We start from the raw sequence: 22,981 nt of genomic DNA, 5'->3' as shown, positions 1-22,981 counted from the left end.
TTGGAGCACATGAATCAGCTGGTCCAGAGCGTGACCGCCGAGTTCCGCGGCCAGCCGTCCCCCGGTAGATCTCGAGGCCCTGTCAGGCGAGGCTGGGTACCGCGCCCCCTTCGGCCCGCTCGATCGTGACCCCGGACAGCCCTCTTCCCCACCTGCCGATGATCTCGGCGAGCCGGGCGGCCTCCAGCGGCGTACGCCCCAATCCGATGGCGTACCGGCCTGATCCCGGCCCCGTCTCGAATGGACGTGGCCAGGCCTGCACATCTGGCACTCCCGCCTCTTCCAAGGCGCTGATCAGCTCCAGCATGCGGCCCCGCACCCGACCGGCCACCGCATCGAACTCCTCGGCCCGTTCGGAACGCACTGTCACCACGGCCCACGCCGCGTGCCGGCGGTGGAGGGGAGGCGGCGCGAGCAGTTCGCCGGAACGGCCGTTCTCCGTGAGCTCCCATGCCCGGTAAAGCTCCTGCGTGAGCAGATCCAGGCCGCCGGCGGAGACCTGGCGCGCGCAGTTACGCATAGGGTCGCTGGGTGTCATCACCGTCATCGGGGCCGGGTCCGCCGAGACGACGGTGGGCGAGAGGGTGACCGGATCTCGCCAGTTCCATGCGGCCCACGTACTGAAGAAGTGCCCCAGCAGACGGTCAGCGGGCAGGTCGCCGCTCTCGCGGACGGTGCATGCCGCCAGCACCGTCCAGGCAAGGCCGGGCAGTCCGCCGAACGGGGCCGCGTCCAGGCCGCGCGCCCTCGCCCATGCCTTCACCTGCCTGGCCAGACGGGCGAAACGAGAGTGCCCGGCGCCGACGGCGGCGCGTATAGCGTCCGCATCGCTGACCGCGCTCAGGGCGATCGCGGCCGCCTGGCCCAGCTCGGCCCGGCGGGCCAGTGCCCGTGAAGGGGGGAGAGGTCCGGTGGCGACCACGGCCAGGTCGACGTCCAAGTCGGCCACGCGTAGTCGCGGGCCCGGCACCCTGGCGCCGATCACCTGCCGCACCAGGGCGGCGTCGGGCAGGGCCGCCCGTACCCGCGCCTCGACGTCCGCCATGTCCGTTTCACCCGGCAGCGCGGCCACCAGGTCCAGGTCCGCCGCCGGGAGTTCGCAGCCCATGCCGCGGGATCCGGCAAGGTGCACGACCCCTGGACGCAGTGCCTCCCCCAAGCGCCGCGCAACCTGTCCGGCCAAGGCTTCCCGCTGCGCCTGTTCGGGTGTATCGGGCTCGAACGCCCGCTTCGCCTCCTCGCTCGCGGTCTCATCCAGCCAGCGGACCTCCCCGGTTCCCAGGGCGATCAGGGCACGTGGGCGCATGGGCTCGTCCGCGCGGCGGGACAGGACCACCAGGTCACCGACCTGTGCGGTCATCCCGTCGAGCCGGACAGCCAGACCTTGCCGATCTTTGGCTCGGCCCAGCGTCAGGTGCGGAGTGAAACCCTCCGCTCGTCCCTTGCAGCGGGGAAAGCGCCGCTCCAGCGCTTGATGCAGGCGAGTCCAGGGCGCCGGGCCTGCGGCGGCGGGGTCGAGCCAGACGGTCACGTCGCCTCGATGCCGGAAGGTACGCACCCCTTCCAGCCGTACGGTGAAGGGCTCGTTCTCGGCGGCCGCCGCAGCCAGCAGCGGCGCGGCCGACTCGAAGTCCGACTCCGGTACGAAGCCGAAGACGAGGTTGACATGCGGCGGCCAGCGGTGGAACTGCGGATCGTGCTCCCGTCGAACCTGCTGAATCGGCGGCCACAACTCCTGCGGCGGCACCCAGACGACGGCCGTACGCGCAGTCGGCGGCACGTCGAGCACCCCGGCGAGGTCGGACGGCGAGAGATCGAGGACAGCCTCTACCCCGTAGTGGTCCGAGATGTACAGCCCTTCCGGGGTCGGTGTGTTGCCTCGCAGGGTCGCCGAGATCACCCGTGGTCGGCCGCGTAGCAGGATGCGGTCCAACCGCGTGGCCCTCCCGGACAGGGACGAGAGTGCCGCCAGCGGGTTGGCGTGCGGGTCGAAGGTGGGGGTCTGGTCGGATCCGTGGGCTTCCGTCCAGGCGTCCCGGAGCCCCAGCACGGACGCGGGCGCATCCGTACCGTCGTTGAAGTCCCCCACCAAGATCAGGTCGCCTTCGACGCCGGCCAAGCCCTCGGCGAGCTGCGCCATCTCCGCCTGCCGCCTGTCCTCACCGTCGTCGGCGTGGTCGCTGGTCAGGTGGGTGACGGCGACCGTGAGCGGACCATCGGCGGTGTCCACGACGATAGCGGCCAGCGCCTTGTACGGCCCGAGCACGTGCCAGGCCGCCTCCCGTACGGGCAACCGGCTGAGCAACAACAGCCCGCTGGCGTCGACGTCCTCGCCGTCAGGGTCGGTGCCGATGGCGTAGCGGGCGCGTACCCACGGGGCGGACAGGAGCATGGACAGCAGCGCGGGCTCGACCTCTTGCAGCGCGATGACGTCCGCGTCGGCCTCCTCCAGGGCCGCCAGCAGCAGGGGCCGGCGGCGGGCGGTGTCGATGCGTTCGCTGTCGTAGCGGTCCCAGAGCGTGTTCCATGTCAGGACCCGTACGGCCTTGGCAGCAGCCACCGCGCCACCGGAGCCGGGGCGCCAGCCGGCGTCCCAGACGTGCGGCGTCCGAGCCGTGAAGAACGGCGCTCGCAGGCGGCGCGGCTCCCGCACCCGGCCGGCGTCGCAGGTGTCGACCCGGTCCAGCCCGCTGGCCCGGTCCCACACCACCTCGCCGTCCGCCTCCACGAACAGCACCCGATGCCAGGGGATCTCGCCGCCGGGGACGAACGCGGGCAGCGGGACACGCTTGGGAGCAGCGCCCCGCTGGCCGACCCCCAGGACGAAGCGCGAGGGGTCGAACCGCGGGTCCCAGCGGACCCGGTGATAGATCTCCTCGCTGGTACGCATCACGCTCCGCCCCGATCCTCGATGGTTCCGGACGCCCCGACGTACCAGGTGCGGTGGGCCTGGCCGGGGTACGGCGGGACGAACCGGCGCACCTGCGCCGTGAGCACCTGCGGCGGCACCGGGTGCGCTCGGCGAGCGTTGCGCCGGTGCAGCTCGTCCTCCTCCACCACCATGATGGCGTGCGTCGTCAGCGCGTCGCGGCGGCGCGCCACGGCGTGCACCAGGGAACGCTGGTGCTGATTGAGCGACGTCGCATCCCACACCACCGTGCCGCCGACGGACAGCGCGGCGTCGAGCCGGTCCAGGCCCTCCCCCAGCACCTGCTGGTTGGCCCGCTGGTCCGCCCGCGAGCCCCGGGCCTGACGCAGGTCGTCCAGCGACAGATGCACGTCGATGCCGGGCAGGCTCGCCGCGAACGTGCTCTTTCCGCTGCCCGACGGCCCGACCAGGTGCACCAGTTGGGGGAACCGCCCGGAGCGCCACCGCCAGGTCGCCGCCACGGCCTCATCGACCGTGGCGATCCGCCCCCGCGCATAGGCATCACGCGCCTCCGCCCAGCACCGATCCACCACCTCCGCGCCGAGGCCATCGAGGGCCTCCCGCAGACCTGCCCGCAACGGCTCCAACGGCTCCGGCTCGAGCAACCCGGCGTCCTCGGCGTGCATCGCCGACCATTCGACCTGCTCGCGCGCCTGGTCCTCCGTACCATCCGCATCGTCCGTACGGCCCACCAGCACGGCCGCCGCGACGGCATGCAGCACTCCCAGATCGGCGGCGGACGCCATCCGTACGAGCCCGGCACGCCGATCCTCATCCGGATAGGGCCGGTGCAGACCGGCGTGCAGCCCGACCAGGTCCGCGACCCGCCGCGCCAGCGGCATGCCCAGCGGCCCGGCCAACCGAGCCGCCAGCCAGGCACGGGGCATGGAGTGCAGCACGGTGGCCAGCACACCCGCGAGCCGCGCATCCCCGTACCGCCCGATCAGGTCGAGCCTGCCCACCACCTCGGCGTGGGCTGGATCTTCCACACGGATGCCCGCCGCCCCACCTCCGCCCGGGCCGTCGACCGCGATACCCACCGCGGCCAGCAGCTCAGGGACATCGGCATCCGCCCCCGATCGCACCGCCCACAGTGCCGCGGCCGGCCGAAGGCCATTCGGCACAACGGCGGCGTGCATCCAATGGGTGTCAGTCCGCACGTGCGCCGGACGCACCCACTTGGCCACCCGCCCGCCGAACTCCTCCCGCCCGAACCCTTCAACTGTCCGAACGACGTACCCTTCCTGCCGCTCCGTGTCCAACCGAAGCGCCCGCAGCACCCGCTCATCGAAGACGCCGCGCCACAACACGGGCGGTGCCGGAACTCCGAGGCCCCGCAGGAAGGCCACCGTACGGTCCCAGTCCAGACAGCGATCCCCCTCCCAGACGGAGAACCCGTAGAACCAGCTGTCCAACTCCTCGTAGGCGATGGAGTGCCGCGCGAACAGGTTCTCCCCGCACACCCGCCACCCCACCGGGATCCTCGCCCCGACCCGCCCCTGCAGCTGCTTGACCCATGTCCGGGAAGGATGGTGTCCGGAGTCCAGCGACCGCGCATGCAGGCCGTCGGCGTACAGGGTGGTGTTCTCCCCATCGAGCTTCTCGGTGACCACGATCTCTCGCCCCCGCAGCCCGGACAGGTCACCCGCTCGTACGTCGTCCGGTGTCGCGCCGGGCGACCAGGGGAGGTGAGGGGTACGCGGATAGTGCACGCGCATGATCCCTCCCCCGCCGAACGCTTGGTCGCATCACTGTACGAGCGGCCTGGAGGGTCGTTCCATCGAATAATCAGACGGCCGCGTCGTGGCGAATCGCCTATTCAGCTGCCTACGGGCCAGGGTGAGGAATCCGTGAGCTTAGAGGGCCTGTCCGCCGCTCTCACTGAACAGGTCGCGGAGGTCTTGAGCGGTGGCTGCGCGGGTGGCCCAGGTTTCTAGTTGGGCGAGATCGGTGCAGGTGGTGATCTGGGTGCGTTTGTCGTCGGGGACGTCGAGACCGCGGGCAGTCAGCACCAGCAGCACTATCCTGGCAGCCTCTTCCGTCCTGCCTTCTATCTCCTCCAAGAGGCGCCGAATCTCGGGCGCGGCCATGCTGTAGGCGTATTCATAGTACTTCGGAGCGTGCTCATCGCGCGTGTCTGCCACTGCCATGGTGAAGGCCTCAACCACTTTGCGGTTGCGGCCGTGGACCATCACCGACATGGCCGACAGTTCCAAGTGAGCGGCGGCCTGCTGACGATCGGTGATGGCCGGAACGCCGTCAGGTCCCAGCACCCAAGCCCGCAACCGGTAGCCGGTCAGCCCCGACTCGATCGGCCGCGCGTAGTATTCGGCGACTGCTCGGTCGGGGCAGACGACCAGAACCGAAACGTCGCAACCCAGCAGCAGCCACAGCGCGGCGGCATAGCGCGCGAGTTGCCGCGGCTCCATGGACGTGTCCTGCTGGATCTCCACGATGATGGCGTGCACAGGGGCTTGCGGCGGTCCCAGAGTGAAGACCAGGTCGGCCTCGATATCGTCGGAAGGCCGGGTGCTGAAGGTGGTGCTCTCCTGCCGGACCAGCGGCGTGTCGGGCAGATCCACCCCCATGAGATCGCGCAGGATCTCCACCGCCAGTCGGGGGCGGGCGCTAAACATGTTGATGAGAGCGTCATGACGGGGGGACGGCATGTCGCTCATTGTTACACACCGAATACACATAGTGTCGGCACAGGAATCGATGAGGTGGCCAACGGCTGCAAGGAGGCCACCTTGGCCCGTCGCGCTGGAGTGGACCGCATGACCGTCCGCACCTGGCGGGGCAAGGGTCTCAACGCGAAGGGAACCGCAGCATGAGCGCACAGCCACTCGCCCCCGCCCCGCACGTGCCGGACAAAACCTTCACCGGCGTGCGGACAGCCCCTGTTCCATCCTGACGACATCGCTGAATTCGATGCCGAGTACGCGGAGCTGACCAGCACTTCTGTGGTACCCACGGCTACCCTGGATGAGCTCCTCGCCCGGTGGTGGCGTACAGCGATCGTGGCCAACCGCGACCCTGATGACTGACACCACGTCCTAGAGGCTGTCGAACGCCTGCGTAACGACGAACGGCCACGGGACGAAACCTTGCCGACGTTGCACGCGCACGTGGTTACGAGGTCGCCGAGCAGTGGCCTTCACGATCATCCTCGGCAGCAAGATCGCTGAGAAGCAGGCGGACAGCCTCACCGAAAGCGAGTTCGCCGCGCTGATGGAGGTGTACGAAACCCTGCGATTGGTGCCCGAGAATGGCGAAAAGCCGAACGGGGAGGCCCCGGACGGTTCGGCAATGCGCATGATCACACACCGGGGCATCGACTTCCGGAGCCAACGTGGTCACTTGGACGCCATGATCGTGGACATTTGGCCGAAGATCATAGTCGTCCTGAACGTAGACACGTGGCCGTTCTCCACTCTGCCCAATCCCGTACCTCCAATGGGCGCTGGCAGGTTCAAGGCTGCCCGGGACGATGAGCACGCATGATCACCTCCGCGGCGTCGTAGGCGAAGCTGATGCTGGGGCCGGTCGGTGTGGAGACCTTGGTCAGCAGGCTGCGGTCGATGTACTCCAGGGTGTGGCCGCCCACGCTGATAGGGCGGCCCTGCTCCCCCGACGAACGCTTGATTCGCCTCAGGGTACAAGCGGCCAAGAAAGCGGATCTATCGAATATCCGCCTGGCGAACTGCGGCCAGCGGCGTCAGCAAGGTGTGGATCACCGCCCAGACCTTGTGGCCCACCTGGTCGTCGCCTTCGTACCCGACCTGGTCAGCGATCGCGGCGACGATGGAGAGTCCCCAGCCATGGCGGGCGCTGTTCCGCCGGGACAGGCCGAAGCGGGGAACGCCTCCCCAGCCGCAGTCGTAGACCGCGACGGTGACGGTGGTGGTCGTACGCGCGAGTTCGACGATGAACGTACCGTTTGGGCTGCCGCTGCTTGTGTGCTTCAGGGCGTTGGTGGCGAGCTCGGCGACGATGAGCTCGGCGTCGTTCTGGCAGGGGGAGTCGGCCAGGAGGTAGCGGGCGAAGTGGCGAGCATGGGGGATCTGGTCAGGGATGCCGGCGAACGTGCGCCGCCAGATCAGTCCGCCAGGGTGCAGGTCGATCATCGCGTCGATGAGTTCACGCTGAACGGAGCAAGGTTCGCGCTGTCTGGGGACGCACACAACGGCGGGCGTGGTGGTGTCGAGCATGGGGATTCCTCCGTGGACGTGTGACAACGGGGATGCGGCCTGTGGTGGTCCGCCATATGTACGGTGCCGTGAAACGCCTTCCGGGTGGATCTCCATCTCGCGTTCGATCATCGCCCCGCTCGTTATAGGCGCTGACCTGGGAGAATCTGCCTCTGTCCCGCATTGACCTCCCTACAGCCGCGATCAGAGTGATCAGAGCGTCATGACGGATATACAATGCGTACGCAATCCCAGGTGACAGGGGGTGCGTGATGTCGGGCGAGGGCCGCCGAGTGCTGCTGTGGGCTCGCTCCTGGAGCAAGCAGTTGCGTGCCAAGGGCTTCACATGGGATCAGATCGCCACTGTTCTCGAGCTCACTCATGCGGCCAGCCCGTTACGGCTTTGCCGGCTGGCGCACGGCCGCACTGCCTCCGATGTGGTGGCCATGGTGAACGACGCCGACCCTGCGGGCACAGCCTCCTTGCGAGAGGCGCGGCTTTACGATTTCGAGGCCTGGCCGGAGACCGGTCGTCGGCCGCCTGCACGTCTCCTGGTCATGCTGGCGGAGGTTTACCAGACCGCTGCCCGGAGCTTGATCAGCGATGAGGTCTTCGGGTCGTATCGCAGCGCCGACCGTGAGCTGATCGACAGAGCAGACTTCCGAGATCGGGACGCCAACCGGCCTCCATCCCTGAAGACGGCAAGCCGTGTCACCATAGAGGCGAGCGCAGCAGCCGCGCCCGCTGACAGGTCGCTCCCGGACGCTCCGGCGTGTGTGCACCTGCTGCGCGCCATCGGCACCGAGGAGACCGACGTGAAGCGACGCGAGCTGCTCTTCGAACTGGCCCTGGTGCTCGGCGGCGCCCGGGCGCTGGACCTTTTGCGCGTCCTGACCCCGGATGAGGAAGAACGCCTGGCCGGGGTTCTGCGCAGCACATGGCGAGTGGATGAGGCGACTGCGCGCACGTTCGAGAAGCTCACTTTGCGCGCACGCCAAGCCGATGACGAGCATGGGCCGGCGGCGCTGCTGCCGGTGGTGAACAGACAGCGGACAGCGCTCGCGCAGGTCCTCTCCCGAGAGTCCATGCCCCCAGCGCTGCACGATCGGATGCTGGCCGCGTATGCGCAGATGTCACAGCTGGCCGGATATCTTGCCTACGACCTGCTCGACTACAAGGCGGCCGAGCGCGCCATGCGCGATGGACTGCGGGCGGCGCTCGAGCTAGGCGATCCCACCCTGGTCAGCTACCTCCATTGCTGGTTGGGTGCTATGGCCGTCTATCAACGGCGACCCGCCACTGCTCTGGACCATGCCTTCGCCGCGCAGAGCTGGACCACCCGTTCTCCAAGCAGATTGTTGCGGGCCATGAGCGACTCGGTGCTGTCCAAGGCACATGCCACCGCAGGCGAAGCGGCGAAGTGCGCCCGCGTGCATCACGCTGCGGTGTCCTTTGCCGATACATCAAAGGACAGCGAGCCGGCGTTCCTGTACTGGATTTCGCCTTCGGTGGTGGAGTGCGGGGCAGCCTGGGCGCTGATCCAGCTACGACAAACAGGACCCGCCGTCACGGCAGCCCAGCAATGCTTGGCCGGGCTCGACCCGCAGTTCAAGATGGATCGCGGGCTTGCGCTTGTCTCGTATGCCAGCGCATTGACCCCCGCCAAGGAGATCCCTGAGGCCGCCGCCAGACTTACGGAGGCCGCTGGCATAGCGTCACAACACAGTTCGGCTCGGCTGACCGATCAGCTCCTTCGAGCACGGGCCCGTCTCGAGCCATGGGCGGGTAACGCACATGTACAGCAGCTCGACGACACCCTGCAAGCTTGCGGTTTTAGAGGAGCAGTACGAAGCGAATGACGATGATCGCGCGTAGCTTTATTGCCGCCGGCGAAGTCGAGCGCGATGCGGAGCAGGTGAGCACGGTGGCGGATCATCGGTTGTTCTCTCTGGAGGTGGAGAACTTCCGCAGCCTGCGGCAGGTCGCTCTTCCGCTCGGCCCCGTCAACGTGCTCGTTGGGCCGAACGGCGCGGGCAAGACGAATGTGCTGGAAGTGTTCCGGTTTCTGGCCGACATCGTGCGTACGGATCTCGTCCCGGCGTTGGACGAGCGCGGTGGATTCGAGCGTCTTGTCTTCCACGGCGGCACCGTACCGGCGGCGTATATCCGCATCGGAATCAAGGGATCGTGGTCGGCCGAGCCGGGAGACCGGCAGGACGAATACGACCTGCGGATCACCGGGACCCCGTTCGCCAGGGAAGAGATCTTTCGATCCAGCACGGAACGGCATCGGCTGCGGACGATCACGGTGCGGGGCAAGTCGGCGACCACCCGTGCCTTGGATCCTTTCGACACTTCAGAGCCGCTCACCGGACAGTCCGAGGGCGCTGGGATCGGCATCCAGGCAGTGAGCAGCGGACTGTCCACGCTGCCCCGACTCAGTGACGAGAGGTTCGGGCCGATCACGGCTCAGGTCTCCGGGCTGCTCGGTAGTTTTCGGATCTTCGAAGTGGATGTTCACGCGGCGGCGAGACCTACTCGGGCGCCGGTCAGGCTCGGTGAGGGCATCGCGAGTGACGCCTCCAACCTGTCGAGCTTTCTCCTCTGGCTGAGCGCCAACGAGCCGGACCTGTGGCAGCAACTGCAGGACGATGCCGCCGAAGTGCTGCCCCAGTTGGAGGCCATCGAATTCGACCACGTCGGGTCCACGGTTCTCGGGATGCTACGGGAGCGGGGAATGCGCGAGCCGACGCCGCTGCCGGACGCTTCCTACGGAACCATCCGGCTATTGGGACTGCTCGCCATGCTGCACGACCCGCACCCGCCCGCATTGACCTGCGTCGAGGAGATCGATCACGGGCTGCACCCGCAAGCGTTGGAACTTCTGGTCGAGCGCGTGCGGGAGGCGGGTGAGAAGACGCAGTTCATCATCGCCACTCATTCGCCGGCTCTTGCCGATCGACTCAAGCCGGAGGAACTCATCGTGTGCGAGTGCAGCGACGACGGCTCGTCACTGATTCCGGCGACCCTCCAGGAGCAAAGTCGAGGAGATCGCTCGCGCTAGTGAGGAACTTCCACTCGGAGAGCTCTGGTTTTCGGGGCTCTGGGCGGTGATCTGTGTATGTGTAGATGCCCCATGCCATTACAGGAAAGCAACACCAGCCCCTGTCTGCACCACGCGAGTTCAGCTATTCCCCATGGCGGTTCTTGCGATACTCGCGGACTGCTAGAACGCTCGCAAGCACCAGAATCACAATAATCGCGACAGACGGGGCAAGTATATCCACACCTCTCTTTCCATCAGCAATGGAGAGCGCGATGCGAAGGGGGAGCAGAATTAGGCTAAGCAGTGCCACCTTCCACCAAATCAAGCGTTTGAATCTTTTAATAGGCATCAATGACTCCGCTTCACTGATTAGTAGACAATGCTCTGGTCAAGCTGATAATAAGCTAGACGCCGGCATGAGGTTCGAGCCACCGACCTACGCGCGCCGGCAAGGTGCGCACTAATCTGAGCCAACTTGGGTGTTAGCGGAACTGCAGCACGCGGACGACATTTGACCGGTGAGGGGGTTGGTCACCACCCGGCAGCACAGCGCCAACGACGGACTGCCGCCCACCATATTCGAACGTCACATGATCGAGAAGAGACAAGCCTCATCGGGCCCTCGCCTGCTCGGCATGCACGACAACCCGGAACGGTTCCCATCGCGGTTCGTGGAATCACCGTCGCCCGAGCGTCTCGGGAGACCGCCATGCCGTCCGCCCGCAGCGAACGGGATGATCCCACGCAAACCTCCATCAGCCGAAGCCGATTAGGAGGGACGACCATCCCTTGCGTCATCTGGGTCATCGACGCCGACCGGTGACGAGCCAGCCCTGGTACTGCGGGTTGTCGCGTGGAAGTAGAGCGCCCTAGGGAGGGCGAACGCGATGACGCCTTCGCCCATAGCGGCTACGGCCAGAATCGGCTCCACAGGAACTTCGTACGGGCCTGTGGCCGATTCCGCAATGTGTGGCGTCAGCCACGCTGCGCACATGAGCCCGAATCCGATGCTTACCGGGATTGCCAGTATCAGCCTGATTGCCAGGCGCTTCCGCCGGCCTCGCACGCGGCGATGCACGAGAAAAACCAGACACGGGTACACCAGCGCCAGACAGACCACCACGCACCAGACGAGAGTGTTCGAGAAATCCGGCTCCGTCAGATGGTGTTCCCTGTCCAAGCTGTCAGATCGCTGATCCGGCAGTGGAGGGCCATCGATGACTGACCGCGATCTGACGTAGAGCCCCTTCTTGTTCAGCTCGTTGACCTGCTCCGAGCCAATGGGCCCAGACGTGTCCACCAACCACTCCCGCCAGAGTCCTCCATTTTCCACCAACCCCGTTCCGGGGAAGGAGACAGTGGGGGGAATCCGGTCGCGCCGGATGTCGACGGCGACCCCGACTATCTTCACCGTTTCAGCGAATCTGCTCCCGGGCTTGAAGTTGGCCAGTGCCGCATGAACGGCGTCATATTTACCCTCGGTGACCAGGAGCTCGCCTTTGGCCTGCGGGTATCGTCCGCGTACCAGCGGATACATGCCGCGCGTTATCGGATCTCTCAGATCCAGCTCCGCGACTGCGCCGGGCCATCCCGGCCAGGGCCCGTCATCGACGCTGAAAGGTATCGCCCTGCCGCCTTCGGGCAACACGGCCTCGATCTGTGCACGAGTGTAGGGCTTTCGCGTCTCGGAGCGGTCTCTCAGCGGGTAGAGCTCATAACCATTGCTGTCCTGCTCGACTGGCACCGTCGACTCGGAGTCAAAGATGCGCACGTCCGCTGCGCCCATGTCCCAGGCAACACCTTCGCGTGGAGAGACATGCGTGGTCGCCTGCCCGGTGAGTATGGCGCTGAACACGGCCATTGGCAGAGCAACCGCAAGGATCGAAGCGATCCTTGCCTTCCGGTCCGACGTGGCGTTCCCCCGCAGGTCTGCAGGGAGAGTCATCTCCATGCCTCCCAACCGAGGCAGCAGCCTCGATCAGCGCGAGCAGCGAAAACTAGAGCGGCAGATACGTGAACAGATCCGGAGTTTCGTATGGTGGCGGAGTAAGGGGGTTGTGGTACCCCTTCCTGTGTATAAGAATTCCGAACTCGCTCAAATTTTCCCTGATCTTGTCCGCGCCGGCGCCTTCGAACATCTTTGAGAGCCCTTGCATCACAGCGCAGGACCCAGCCAGTTCCGGGAATCCCCATATTGCTGTACACATTGTGAGGCCGGCATCGACCGGGTTCGGCGTCTTGTAACCTTCGGTCTTGTAATTCTCCAGGTCTTTCGCGCTGACATAGTAACTGCACTTGGTATGCGTGCTCGCAAAAATATCCTTGCCATCCTTTTTTGTCTCGCATATGGCCGAACTCTGGTTCCTCCAGTCTTTCCCTCCCGAGCACGTCTTCGAACACTTCTGAGATCCCTTCCAGGCTGCCGTGCATATGTCTTCGTCCTCGAACCATCCGGTCCTTACATCCCTGAGGCAATACATCCTCTGCAGACTGCCGAACGAGCAGGCGTATATCGATGAACTTGCGTTATCCAGGCACGACATATATCCCCTCAGAGTTGTCCTGCAGTCATCCGGCTTCAGCAAGTTGGACGCGTCACATCGATACCCGAGTTCCGCGTAGTTCGCGCACTTCGAATCGTTGCCGTCCCAGTTGTCCCCGTTTTTTCCGAGCTTCTTCATACATCCGTAGAAGTGATCCCGGGTACCACCGCACTGTCGGGTGTCTTTCGCCCCATAGTCGTTGAGGCAGTCGCGCCAGGATCGTTCGGCGCCAGAGCATGTCTTCTTGTCGATGTTCTGGTGCCGGCAGGCCATGTAGTTGCTCGCCGATTCGTTGCACTGTTTCGCCGTGGTGCTGTTATCCCTCCTGCACGTGATGTAGTCGCCCGCCATGTCGACACAGGCAGACGTTGTTTTCTTGGGATAGACGCAGTGCGTGTATTGCTTGTCCAGGCCCTTGCATTCGGTTGTGGTGACTCCCAGCGTCGAGCAGGCGGCCTTCCACTTCTTCGAGCCGGTCTTCTCGCCCTGGAGTGTCACCAGGGCCGTCTTGCACTTCTTCTGGTTGGGCTTCTTCGCGCAGGAGGCGTGGCCGGTGGGGTCGGTATTGGTCAGAGGATTGTCGTTGGCGTAGGTGTAGCGGTTGAGCTGGACACTGGGATCCGGGTTCTGGAGGAGAGTGTCGCGGCTGATGAAGCTGCCGGTGGCCGGCTGGTACCAGCGCGCCGCCATGTTGACCTTGCCGGTGTCGGGATCGGTGTAACCGCCCTGATAGCCGAGCATGTGCGCGGCACCGCTACGGGAGGTCACCTCGCCGAAGGGGTTGTAGGCGATGGAGTCCGCCAGCGCGGTCCCTGCGTTGGTGAACGTACCGATCAGGTCCCCCCGAAGGTCGCAGAAGGCGAACTGCGCGCCGGCTCCATCAGACAGGCTGAGCGTGTGACCGGACGGATCCCGGCCGAACGTCGCCTGGGCGCCGGTGGAGGTGTCGGTGGCGGCGATCAGGTTGTTGGTCTGGCCGTCGTAGGTCATCCGCGTGGTCTTCCCACTGTAGGTGCGGGTTTCGACCCGGTCGAGGGCGTCGTAGTCGTAAGTCACGCCGTCGTCGCTGACCATGTGGTCGAAGGCGTCGGACTTGGCGATGCGGACCAGGCCGCCGCCCTCTTCCGCGAGGGTGCCGCGGGCGGTGTAGGTGTAGGTCCGGCCGTCGCCGGAGGTGAGGCGGTTGCGTTCGTCATAGGCGTAGGTCTTGCTCCCGGCCTTGACGCGGTTGCCTGCCGCGTCCCAGCCGTAGTCGGTCTTGACCCCGCCAGGGTCGGTCCAGGAGATGAGCCGGTTGGCCCAGTCGTAGGTGTAGGTGTTCTTCCCTGCGCCTGCCGTACCGGCAGTGGTCTTGAACGTCATGTTGTCGTCCAGGTCGTAGCCGTACTCGATGGACGCGATCGGCGCGGCCGACGATGTGGCGAGGCTGTCCGTGGTGAGCCGATTCAGGTCGTCGTAGGCGTAGGTGCGACGAACGCCGTTCGTGCCGTAGGCCATGCCGGTAAGCCGGTTGGCCTTGTCGTAGCTGTACCCGATGGTGGTGGCCGAGACGGGGTCCACCGCCTGGGTGAGCCGGTCGCCGTCATCCCACGAGAAGGTGGAGGTTCCGGTCCCGTCGGTGCGCTGGACGAGCCGCGTGTTGGCGTCATAGGCGTAGACGTTCAGGTCGCCGGCCGTGGCGCTGCTGGACTTCAGCAACTGGCCGCGGTCGTTGAGGGTGAAGGTCAGATCGTTGGCAGTGATCAGTCGTCCGGCCTGGTCATAGCCGAACGTCTTGGCCTCGGTCTCGGCCTCGGCGCCGCTGCCGGTCTGCTTGATGAGCCGGTTGAGCTCGTCGAACGTACGCTCGACCCGTACCCCGCCGGGGGCCAGGGTGACGGTCGGGTTGCCGCCTGCGTCGTAGGTGGCGGTCCAGGTGCGGTCCTTCAGGTCCGGGTGCTGCGCGGTGGGCGGTTCGATCACTGTCTCCACCAGGCCGAGGCTGTTGTAAGTGGTGTAGGTGGAGTGACCGCGCCCGTTGGTGGCGCGGGTCTGCGCGCCGGTGGCGTCGTACCCGAAGGTGCTGGTGATCTGCTCGGACGCGGAGACCGGCTCGACCAGCTGGGTCATGCGGTTGGCCGCGTCGAAGGAGCGGGTGACGGTGTGACCCTCACCTGAGGTGCTGCTGATCGGGTTGCCGGCCAGGTCGTAGCCGACCTTCCGGGTACGCAGCACCTTCCCGTTCGCATCCAGCTCGCGGCTCTCGGTCATGCGGCCGGCCAGGTCGTAGACGGCCTGGGAGGTGAGCCCGAGTGCGTTCGTGGTCGTGGTCGCGCGTCCGGCCAGGTCGTAACCGAACGTGGTCGTGTTCCCGAGCGCGTCGGTGTGCTTGACCATCGCACCGGCCGCGTCGTAGGCGCGGGTAGAGACATCGCCGGTGGGACGGGTGGTCTTGGTCAGTCTGCCCGCGTCGTCGTAGTCCACCTTGGTGACGTAGATGCCGGGGGTCGGCTTACGCTCGATCGTGGAGAGCGTGATCTGCCGCCCGAGGTCGTCGTAGGTGGCCTCGGAGCGGGCTCCGTTCGGGTCTACGGTCCACAGCGATTCACCGAGCAGGTCGTAACCGAACGTCCATGTCCCGGCGGCGGCGCCGTTGGCGGGTGGGTCGGTGACCTTCACCTTGCGGCCCAGCGCGTCATAGAGGGCGGTGGTGATCTGGCCGCGCTGGTTGATGGCCTTGATCACCTGGCCGGCGGCGTCGTATTCCGTGGTAGTGGTCGGGGTGATCGGCTGCCCGCCGGGCGGAGTGTAGGGCGGGAAGGTCTGCTTGGTGACGCGCCCGGCCCGGTCGTAGGTCGTCGTGGTGGTACGACCTTCGGCGTCGATCTGCTCAGTACGCTGGCCGAAGGTGTTGTAGCCCAGTTTGGAGGCAGGCCGTTCGCCGACGGCGGTGCCACCGTTGCGTTCCACCTGCACGGCGGGCAGCTGCAGCAGCACCGGCCGCCCGGCCTCGTTGTAGGTCACGCTGGTGGTGAAGTCGGCCGCGTTGGCGCCTGTGGCGTTGCCGCGCGGGTCGGTCATCGCGGTCACCAGTCCCCGATCATCCATGGTGAGCGTGGTGATCAGGTCGGCGCCGTCGTTGCGGACGATCTGCTTGGTCGGCTGGTCGAGCACGTCGTACTGATACTCGGAAACCTCGCTCCGGCCGGCACCCGCGCCGGTGCGCGTCGCCCTGGTCACGTTGTTGTTCGCGTCGTAGGTGAGGCTGGTCTTGCGCGCCAGCTTCTCCGGGTCGACCACCTGCGTGGTGATCCGCCCGGCGGCGTCGTAGGCGGCATCGATGCGCAGCGTGCCGCCATCGATGATCTGCTGGGTCAGCTGCCCTGCCGCGTCGTACGCCCGCGAGTCCAGCACGACGTCGCGGCCGGTGGCGGAGCCGTTCAGCTTGGCGCCCTTGGCGACCTGCTCGAATGGTAGGCCGTCAGCGTAGTAGGTGTAGGCGGTGGTGCGGCCCATCGCGTCGGTCTTGGACGCGACGCGGCCCGCGGGGTCGTACGCGATGGACTCCATCACCACATCGGTGGCCAGCTGGGGGGCGAGCGGGCTGCCCGTCCATCCCTTCAACACCGTGGTGGCCGGCTCTCCGCGCGGCGTGTAGGTATAGGCCAGCGTGGCACCGCGCGCGTCGGTGGACGTGACCTTCAGGCCCCTGGCGTCGTAGCCGAACCTCGTGACCCCGCCTTCGGCGTCGGTGACCGTCTCCTGCCGCCCGTAGGTGTCGTGGGTGTAGGTCGTGGTGCGAGCCGCATCCCCGCCGGTCAGGTCCTCGTTGATCTCGGTCAGTACCAGGCCGTCGGCGTCGTAGGTGGCCGACCAGCGCAACGTATGCGTCTTGCCGGTGACCTCGTTCTTCACGCCCGGCCCGGTCTTGGTCAGCACCCTGCCCAGGCCGTCATAGGTGATGGTGGTGGTGACGCCCTCCGGGTGCACTGTGGAGATCTCAGTGGTGGAGATCACCCGGCCGATCGTGTCGTGAGCGTACTTCTTCACCAACCCCGACGGTATGGTCTCGGTCGCGAGATCACCGGCAGCGGTGTAGGCGTAGGTGGTCTCGTTCCCCTTGTAATCCTTGGCCGACTTCACCAGGCCCGCGGGCATGGAGCCGCCACCGACCGCCGCTTCCGTGCCGTCGGTGTAGGTCTTGGTTGCGGTACGGCCGACGGGGAAGTCCTCTGTCGCCGGGGTGGTGACCTTGATCTCCTCGCCGAAAGCGTTGTGCGCCCAGGAGGTCCTGTAGGTCTCGTCCGTCGCCGAAGCCGACCGTCCGTCACGCTCAGCAATCTTCACATCGTTACGCGGGTCGAACGGCTTGTCGGCGTCGATGAAATAGCTGTAGTACTCCGTCGAACAGCTGGCGCCAGCCGTACGACAGGTCTTCTTCGACAGCAAGTTCCCGCGCGCGTCGTAGGCGACCTCGACCACGTTGTTATTGGCGTCGAACACCTTGGCCGGGTATCCGCCGACGTCATAGGCCCACTTCGTAGTCGCCCCCACCTGGTCGCTCTCCGATACCGGCCGGTTACCACGCTGTGCATCGCTGACGTACGTGACGACGCCATTGTGCGGATCCGTGACCGTCACGGTGGCGAAGGTGGAGATGGTCGTCTGCTTGGCATATACCGGCTCCGACAACGTCCACTTACCACCGTTGGCATCGACATGGGTCACCAGGCGTCCGCCGTCAGCGGCGTAGGTGTTGTCCGCGTCTACCCGTCCCGACGGCATCGTGACCTTGGTCAGTTGCGGCTGGGCGGTACGCGCTACATAATGCCGCTGCACCGTCGGCGCACCGAGCGGCTTGCCGTATACCGCGACCTCGTCGATGTCGCCGTTGAATGGGAACACCTTGGTCGAGGTGGTCGTGGAGGGCCACGCCGTACTGCCGTAGCCGGACCCGATCCGGGTCTCCCACTGATCGCCGTGCTTGATCTCGCCGGACAGGGTGCCGATCTGGGCGCCGTCCAGGAACAGAGTCTGCGTGTCCTTGCGGCCTGACAGCACCACGTGATGCCAGGTGCCGTCGTTCACCGCCGCGGTGGAGGTGATCGGGGTGTGCGCGCCGGTGTAGAACTGGCCGCGCAGCTTGCCGTCAGTGCCGACATACACCACGGGGGTGAACGCCGATGGGGTGTTATCGGCCGAATTCTGCATCCCGATGATCGTGCCGGAGGCGGTGGTCTTGAACCATGCCTCCACCGCCAACTCGCCGCCCTGCCCGCTGATCGTCGAGCGGGGCAGCTGAACGAAGGTAGAGGTGGCCGCGCCCTTGAACCTCATCGCCGTATCCGGCGATCCGCCTAACGCACCCGCCACACCCACGCCAAGGTCGGCCGGGGTGGTGCCGGTGAGCTTGGCCTGTTCCTCGGTGATGTTCCAACCCGCCGAGGAAGCGACTTTCGTCCCGGTCGTGGTGGCAGTCTCGTTCAGCCGGTAGTAGTACTCCGGGGCCGAGTCCAGCACCACGCTCTTGTAACGGGAGGCAGCCGTGTAGCTGTAGGCGGTGCACGCGGTAGCCGAGGTGGGCGGGCACACCTTCACCAGCTGGTCACCGTCGTAGGCGTAGGTCCAGGTCAACGGCTTACCGTCGACCGGGTCAGTGGACACGCTCGTGACGTGGTTGCTGGTCCAGGTGAACGTCAGTGACCGGCCTCCGGTCGCGGTCACCTTCGTCAGCTTGCCGTCGGTGCCGCGGGCGAGCTCCTGGGACCGGCCCCGATGGTCGGTGATCTTGGTGAGCTTGCCGGCTGCGTCGAACCAGTAGGAGGTGGCCGACTTGTCCATCAGCCGCCAGCCGCCCCCAGACTCGGCGGCGAGCGTGGCGAATGTGCCAGACGGGGCGGCGAAAGTGCCGTCCCCCTTGGGTGCGAACCGCATCTGCTCGCCCGCCGGGTACGTCACCAGGAGACTTCCCTGAGGCTCCACGTCGATCCGCATGTCCCACCGGGTGGTCCAGCCCGCGCCAAAGGCGCCATCAGTGCGCGGGTCCAGGCTGTTGTAGGTACGGGTCACCGACATCGGCGGACCGACGACCGCCACCGAGGCATCGGTTGCGGTGTGGCCGTAATTGCCCGAGACATGGTTGAATTCGCGGCCCTGCGTGCCGCCCGCCAGCAGGGAGTTGATGTTGCCCTGCTCCACCGCCGGGGTGAGGGTACGCCAAGCGGAGGTCACCGTCGTGAAAGTGGTGGCGGCCTTGGCCATCCACGAGTACGTCTTGCCCCAAGCAAGTTTCTTGTCCGGCACCTGCCAGGCGCCGGTAGTGCTCCACTCGGGCGAGCTTTCGCACCAGGTCCAGTTCGGGGCAGTGCCCTCACACACCTGGAACCAATACTTGACCGGAGCCTCGTTCAGCGGGCGAGCGTTCGCCGACAGCACCGGTGTCAGTGTGCTGACCTGGGAGTTGTTGGCAGGCGAGAACGTCTCGAAGGGCAACGCGCTCACCTTGGCCGATTGCCAGTCTGACCACGGGCTGCTCATGCCCGAGATCGTGGTGGCCCGGACCCGCCAGCGAACCAGCCAGCCGTCCTTCAACTTTTCGGCGGGCACCACGGCCCACGCGTTCGTGCCAGACGCATACGAGGTCGCCGACGAGCCTGCCCAGATCACACCCGATCCCTGTTCCGCCACGATCGGATCGTGTTCCACCTCGACATCGAGGACGGACCTGCGATTCTCCGGGTCGGTGACCTTCGCGTACAGCCACGGCGTCAAGGTGGCAGCCGTCCACGACGCCGTACCACGCACAGCTGGGTCCATCCCCAACCCTTCGATCGACGGCTTATTCAGGTCAACCCTGGTCAACTGCCAATCTGACCACGGCCCTGCGACACCAGACGTGGTCTCGCCACGGACCCGCCATCGAACCAGCCAGCCGTCACTCAATTTGCCACCGGGAATCTGCACCCACGCATTCGAGCCCGAGTCGTACGCCTTCGATCCCTTGCCCGCCCAGATTGGCCCTGTGCCCTGACTGGCCGCTGCGGGATCGTGCTCGATCTCAATGCTCAGATAGGACCCACGCGACTCGGGATCGCTCACTTTCGCGTACACCCACGGCGTCAGTGATGGGACCGTCCATAAACCTGAGCCCTGCGTACCTGGCGTGACTCCCAGTCCGGCGACCGAAGGTTTCTTCAGGTCAACTGTGGCCAATTGCCACTCCGACCACACGCCGCTGGTGCCCGTTGTGGTGACCCCTCGCACTCGCCAGCGGATCAACCACCCGTCGGCGAGTTTCCCAGCAGGCACTTGCAGCCAGGCGTTGGAGCCCGACGCATACGAGGTTTGTCCCCTACCGGCCCAGATAAGCCCGCTACCCTGCCCTGACGACAATGGATCATGCTCGATCTCCGCGTCAAGGTACGACGCGGAACCGCCGGGATCGGTCACCTTCATAAACAGCCAAGGCGTTAACGAGGACAGAACCCATGTGCCCGAACCTTGAGTCGCGGGCAAGGCCCCGAGCCCGCTTCCTGCCGGTTTGTTCACCTCCACTTTCCCGGCTTGCCATTCTGACCAGGGTCCTGTGGCGTTTCCGGCTTGCCCTCGGACGCGCCAGCGGATGAGCCATCCATCCTGGAGGGTGCTGGATGCGACTGCTGAGCTGGTCAGAGTGGTAGCGCAGGCTCCGGTGGTGTACGGGCTTTGCCCCGTCCAGATCAACCCACTGCCCTGAGCGCCGGCCGACGGGTCGTGCTCAACTTCGACTTTCAGCAGGAGCTCACGGCATCCGGGGTCGTCTACATATGCCGAAAACGTCGGCGTCAACGTCGAGAACGTCCACAACCCCGACGCCAACTGCCCCGACGACGACAGGTTCGACACCGTCGGCTTCGTGGTGTCGATTCTCCCGGCCTGCCACTCTGACCAGGGTCCTGTGGCGTTTCCGGCTTGCCCTCGGACGCGCCAGCGGATGAGCCATCCATCCTGGAGGGTGCTGGATGCGACTGCTGAGCTGGTCAGAGTGGTAGCGCAGGCTCCGGTGGTGTACGGGCTTTGCCCCGTCCAGATCAACCCACTGCCCTGAGCGCCGGCCGACGGGTCGTGCTCAACTTCGACCTTCAGCATGAACTCCCGGCATCCGGGGTCGTCTACATATGCCGAAAACGTTGGCGTCAACGTCGAGAACGTCCACAACCCCGACGCCAACTGCCCCGACGACGACAGGTTCGACACCGTCGGCTTCGTGGTGTCGATTCTCCCGGCCTGCCACTCTGACCAGGGTCCTGTGGCGTTTCCGGCTTGCCCTCGGACACGCCACCGGATGAGCCACCCGTCTTGAAGAGTGCCGGTTGGCACCGCTGAACTGCTGAGGGTGCTGCCGCAGGCTCCGGTCATAAAGGGGCTTTGCCCCGTCCAGATCAACCCACTGCCCTGGCCAGCGGCCGACGGGTCGTGCTCAACTTCGACCTTCAGCATGAACTCCCGGCACTCGGGGTCGTCTACATATGCCGAAAACGTTGGCGTCAACGTCGAGAACGTCCACAACCCCGACGCCAACTGCCCCGACGACGACAGGTTCGACACCGTCGGCTTCGTGGTGTCGATTCTCCCGGCCTGCCACTCTGACCAGGGTCCTGTGGCGTTTCCGGCTTGCCCTCGGACACGCCACCGGATGAGCCACCCGTCTTGAAGAGTGCCGGTTGGCACCGCTGAACTGCTGAGGGTGCTGCCGCAGGCTCCGGTCATAAAGGGGCTTTGCCCCGTCCAGATCAACCCACTGCCCTGGCCAGCGGCCGACGGGTCGTGCTCAACTTCGACCTTCAGCATGAACTCCCGGCACTCGGGGTCGTCTACATATGCCGAAAACGTTGGCGTCAACGTCGAGAACGTCCACAACCCCGACGCCAACTGCCCCGACGACGACAGGTTCGACACCGTCGGCTTCGTGGTGTCGACCCTGCCAGCCTGCCATTCCGACCAAGGACCGTCCACGCCACCCGCCTGCCCCCGAACCCGCCAGCGAATGAGCCACCCATCCTGAAGCTTCCCGGATGCCACCGCTGAGCTGGTGAGGGTGATGCCGCAGGCTCCGGTGTTGTAGGAGCTTTGCCCCGACCAGATCAGCCCACTGCCTTGACCCGCAGCCGATGGGTCATGCTCCACCTCAACTTTGAGCAGCAGTTCTCGGCATTCGGCATCGGACACGTACGCCGAAAACGTCGGCGTCAACGTCGAGAACGTCCACAACCCCGATGACAACTGCCCGGACGACGACAGGTTCGACACCGTCGGCCCCGCCAAGGTAACCGCCACTTGTGCATCTCGGGCGCGTTCTTTGACACCGGACCGGACCACGGCCGGGCGGGGCAGCGGAGCGGTGGCCGATGCGTTCCGAGCGGGAGGTACAGCGGCTGGCGCATTCCCGGTTGGAGGACTGGCGGGCTCCGGCTCAGACCCTTCAGGGAGGGGTGGCGGGGTCTTCAGGCCTTCGATGGACGAATCGGCGAGTTCGTGCGGCTCGTCCAGCAGTAACGCGCCCTTGGGCCGCTTGCCGCCTTTCACGGTGGCGGTGTCAATGCTGGTCTGGGTGGCCTCGGGGCCGACCAGGTGGGGCAGGTTCTTGGCGGTGCCCGTCTGCTGGACCGGAACGCTGCTTGACGCGCCGTTGGTAGGCGACTGCGGAATATCGAGGCGCGTACGGAGCGGATCGGCCGCCGCAGGCTCTATCTGTAACTGGATCAGGCTCGGAATGAGTGCGGCAGCCAAGACCACGGTGATCCTGGCTCGCAGGCGGCCCTTCGGCTTCAGCCCAAAACCACTGCGCCCCATCACGGCACTCGACCGATTTCGCGCACGCCAAAACGTCATGCGTCACTGCTCCTGCTGTGAAGGGGCGCACCCGAAAGAAGAGGCGAACGCGCTCCGATGCTCACCGTAAGATCGACATAAAGAAGATCACCTCTTGTATAGCCGAGCAGTCAATCGCCGCATAGATCCCGTAGCGAACGCCGATCCCTACTGGCTGGAACGGAACAAACGCGACTTGATATAGGCGCAGCTTGCAGAGCGCACATGCCTCATGCCTGTGACTAAGGTCACATTGGTAAGCAGTTGTACCTGATCAGAACGGGGCGTCCATAGCTCGCCCGCAGTCTGCACCGCCCCACGAAGCCTTTCAGTGCACTTGATTACTTCTACCTGACCAGACACATCGACGATTGGCCCCATCACTGCCCAGACGTGTATGACGGCGGAGGAGATCACGAAGCTTTCCTACTGCAGCGGTGAAGGG

The 22,981-nt window shown here is 65.8% G+C and carries 10 protein-coding genes; 3 read left to right on the top strand and 7 right to left on the bottom strand.

The features are described 5' to 3' along the window. Positions 1-82: 82 nt before the first annotated feature. The 3 genes from OHA25_RS20155 to OHA25_RS20145 all read right to left on the bottom strand — a co-directional run bounded on the left by OHA25_RS20155 (position 83) and on the right by OHA25_RS20145 (position 5,607). Complete coding sequence (locus OHA25_RS20155; protein ID WP_327589068.1) at positions 83-2,890, bottom strand: poly(A) polymerase; 2,808 nt, start codon at positions 2,888-2,890, stop codon at positions 83-85. Then, entirely contained in the window at positions 2,890-4,647 is a 1,758-nt protein-coding gene (locus tag OHA25_RS20150; protein ID WP_327589067.1) for an RNA ligase family protein, read from the bottom strand. Before OHA25_RS20150 ends, OHA25_RS20155 begins: the two co-directional genes overlap by 1 nt. A gap of 138 nt (positions 4,648-4,785) precedes the next feature. Next, positions 4,786-5,607: a hypothetical protein gene (locus OHA25_RS20145; RefSeq protein ID WP_327589066.1), complete on the bottom strand. Its 822-nt coding sequence runs from the start codon at positions 5,605-5,607 to the stop codon at positions 4,786-4,788. Positions 5,608-6,079: 472 nt separating this feature from the next. Here OHA25_RS20145 and OHA25_RS20140 point away from each other — a divergent pair, with 472 nt between their 5' ends. Next, entirely contained in the window at positions 6,080-6,433 is a 354-nt protein-coding gene (locus OHA25_RS20140; RefSeq protein WP_327589065.1) for a hypothetical protein, read from the top strand. Here the strand turns inward: OHA25_RS20140 and OHA25_RS20135 are convergent. Both OHA25_RS20135 and OHA25_RS20130 read right to left on the bottom strand, forming a co-directional pair. Next, entirely contained in the window at positions 6,402-6,536 is a 135-nt protein-coding gene (locus OHA25_RS20135; RefSeq protein ID WP_327589064.1) for a hypothetical protein, read from the bottom strand. The two genes, OHA25_RS20140 and OHA25_RS20135, sit on opposite strands and share 32 nt — an antisense overlap. Before the next feature lie 73 nt (positions 6,537-6,609). Continuing rightward, positions 6,610-7,140, bottom strand: coding sequence for an ATP-binding protein (locus tag OHA25_RS20130; RefSeq protein WP_327589063.1), 531 nt, complete (start codon positions 7,138-7,140; stop codon positions 6,610-6,612). A 251-nt stretch (positions 7,141-7,391) separates the two neighbouring features. On the opposite strand from OHA25_RS20130, the gene OHA25_RS20125 reads away from it, so the two are divergent. Continuing rightward, positions 7,392-8,978: a hypothetical protein gene (locus OHA25_RS20125; RefSeq protein ID WP_327589062.1), complete on the top strand. Its 1,587-nt coding sequence runs from the start codon at positions 7,392-7,394 to the stop codon at positions 8,976-8,978. Continuing rightward, a complete protein-coding gene (locus OHA25_RS20120) occupies positions 8,975-10,183 on the top strand; it encodes an AAA family ATPase (RefSeq protein WP_327589061.1) in 1,209 nt (402 codons plus the stop codon). The genes OHA25_RS20125 and OHA25_RS20120 overlap by 4 nt, the downstream gene beginning before the upstream one ends. A 751-nt stretch (positions 10,184-10,934) precedes the next feature. On the opposite strand, the gene OHA25_RS20115 is transcribed toward OHA25_RS20120, so the two are convergent. Continuing rightward, on the bottom strand, positions 10,935-12,116 hold the full coding sequence (locus OHA25_RS20115; RefSeq protein ID WP_327589060.1) for a hypothetical protein: 1,182 nt from the start codon (positions 12,114-12,116) through the stop codon (positions 10,935-10,937). A 46-nt stretch (positions 12,117-12,162) separates the two neighbouring features. Further along, on the bottom strand, positions 12,163-22,557 hold the full coding sequence (locus tag OHA25_RS20110) for an RHS repeat-associated core domain-containing protein (RefSeq protein ID WP_327589059.1): 10,395 nt from the start codon (positions 22,555-22,557) through the stop codon (positions 12,163-12,165). Between the last annotated feature and the right edge of the window lie 424 nt (positions 22,558-22,981).

Source organism: Nonomuraea sp. NBC_00507 (assembly GCF_036013525.1).
Lineage (GTDB): Bacteria > Actinomycetota > Actinomycetes > Streptosporangiales > Streptosporangiaceae > Nonomuraea.
Note: the sequence above shows the minus strand (reverse complement) of the source record. Positions and strands in the feature narration are given on the sequence as shown.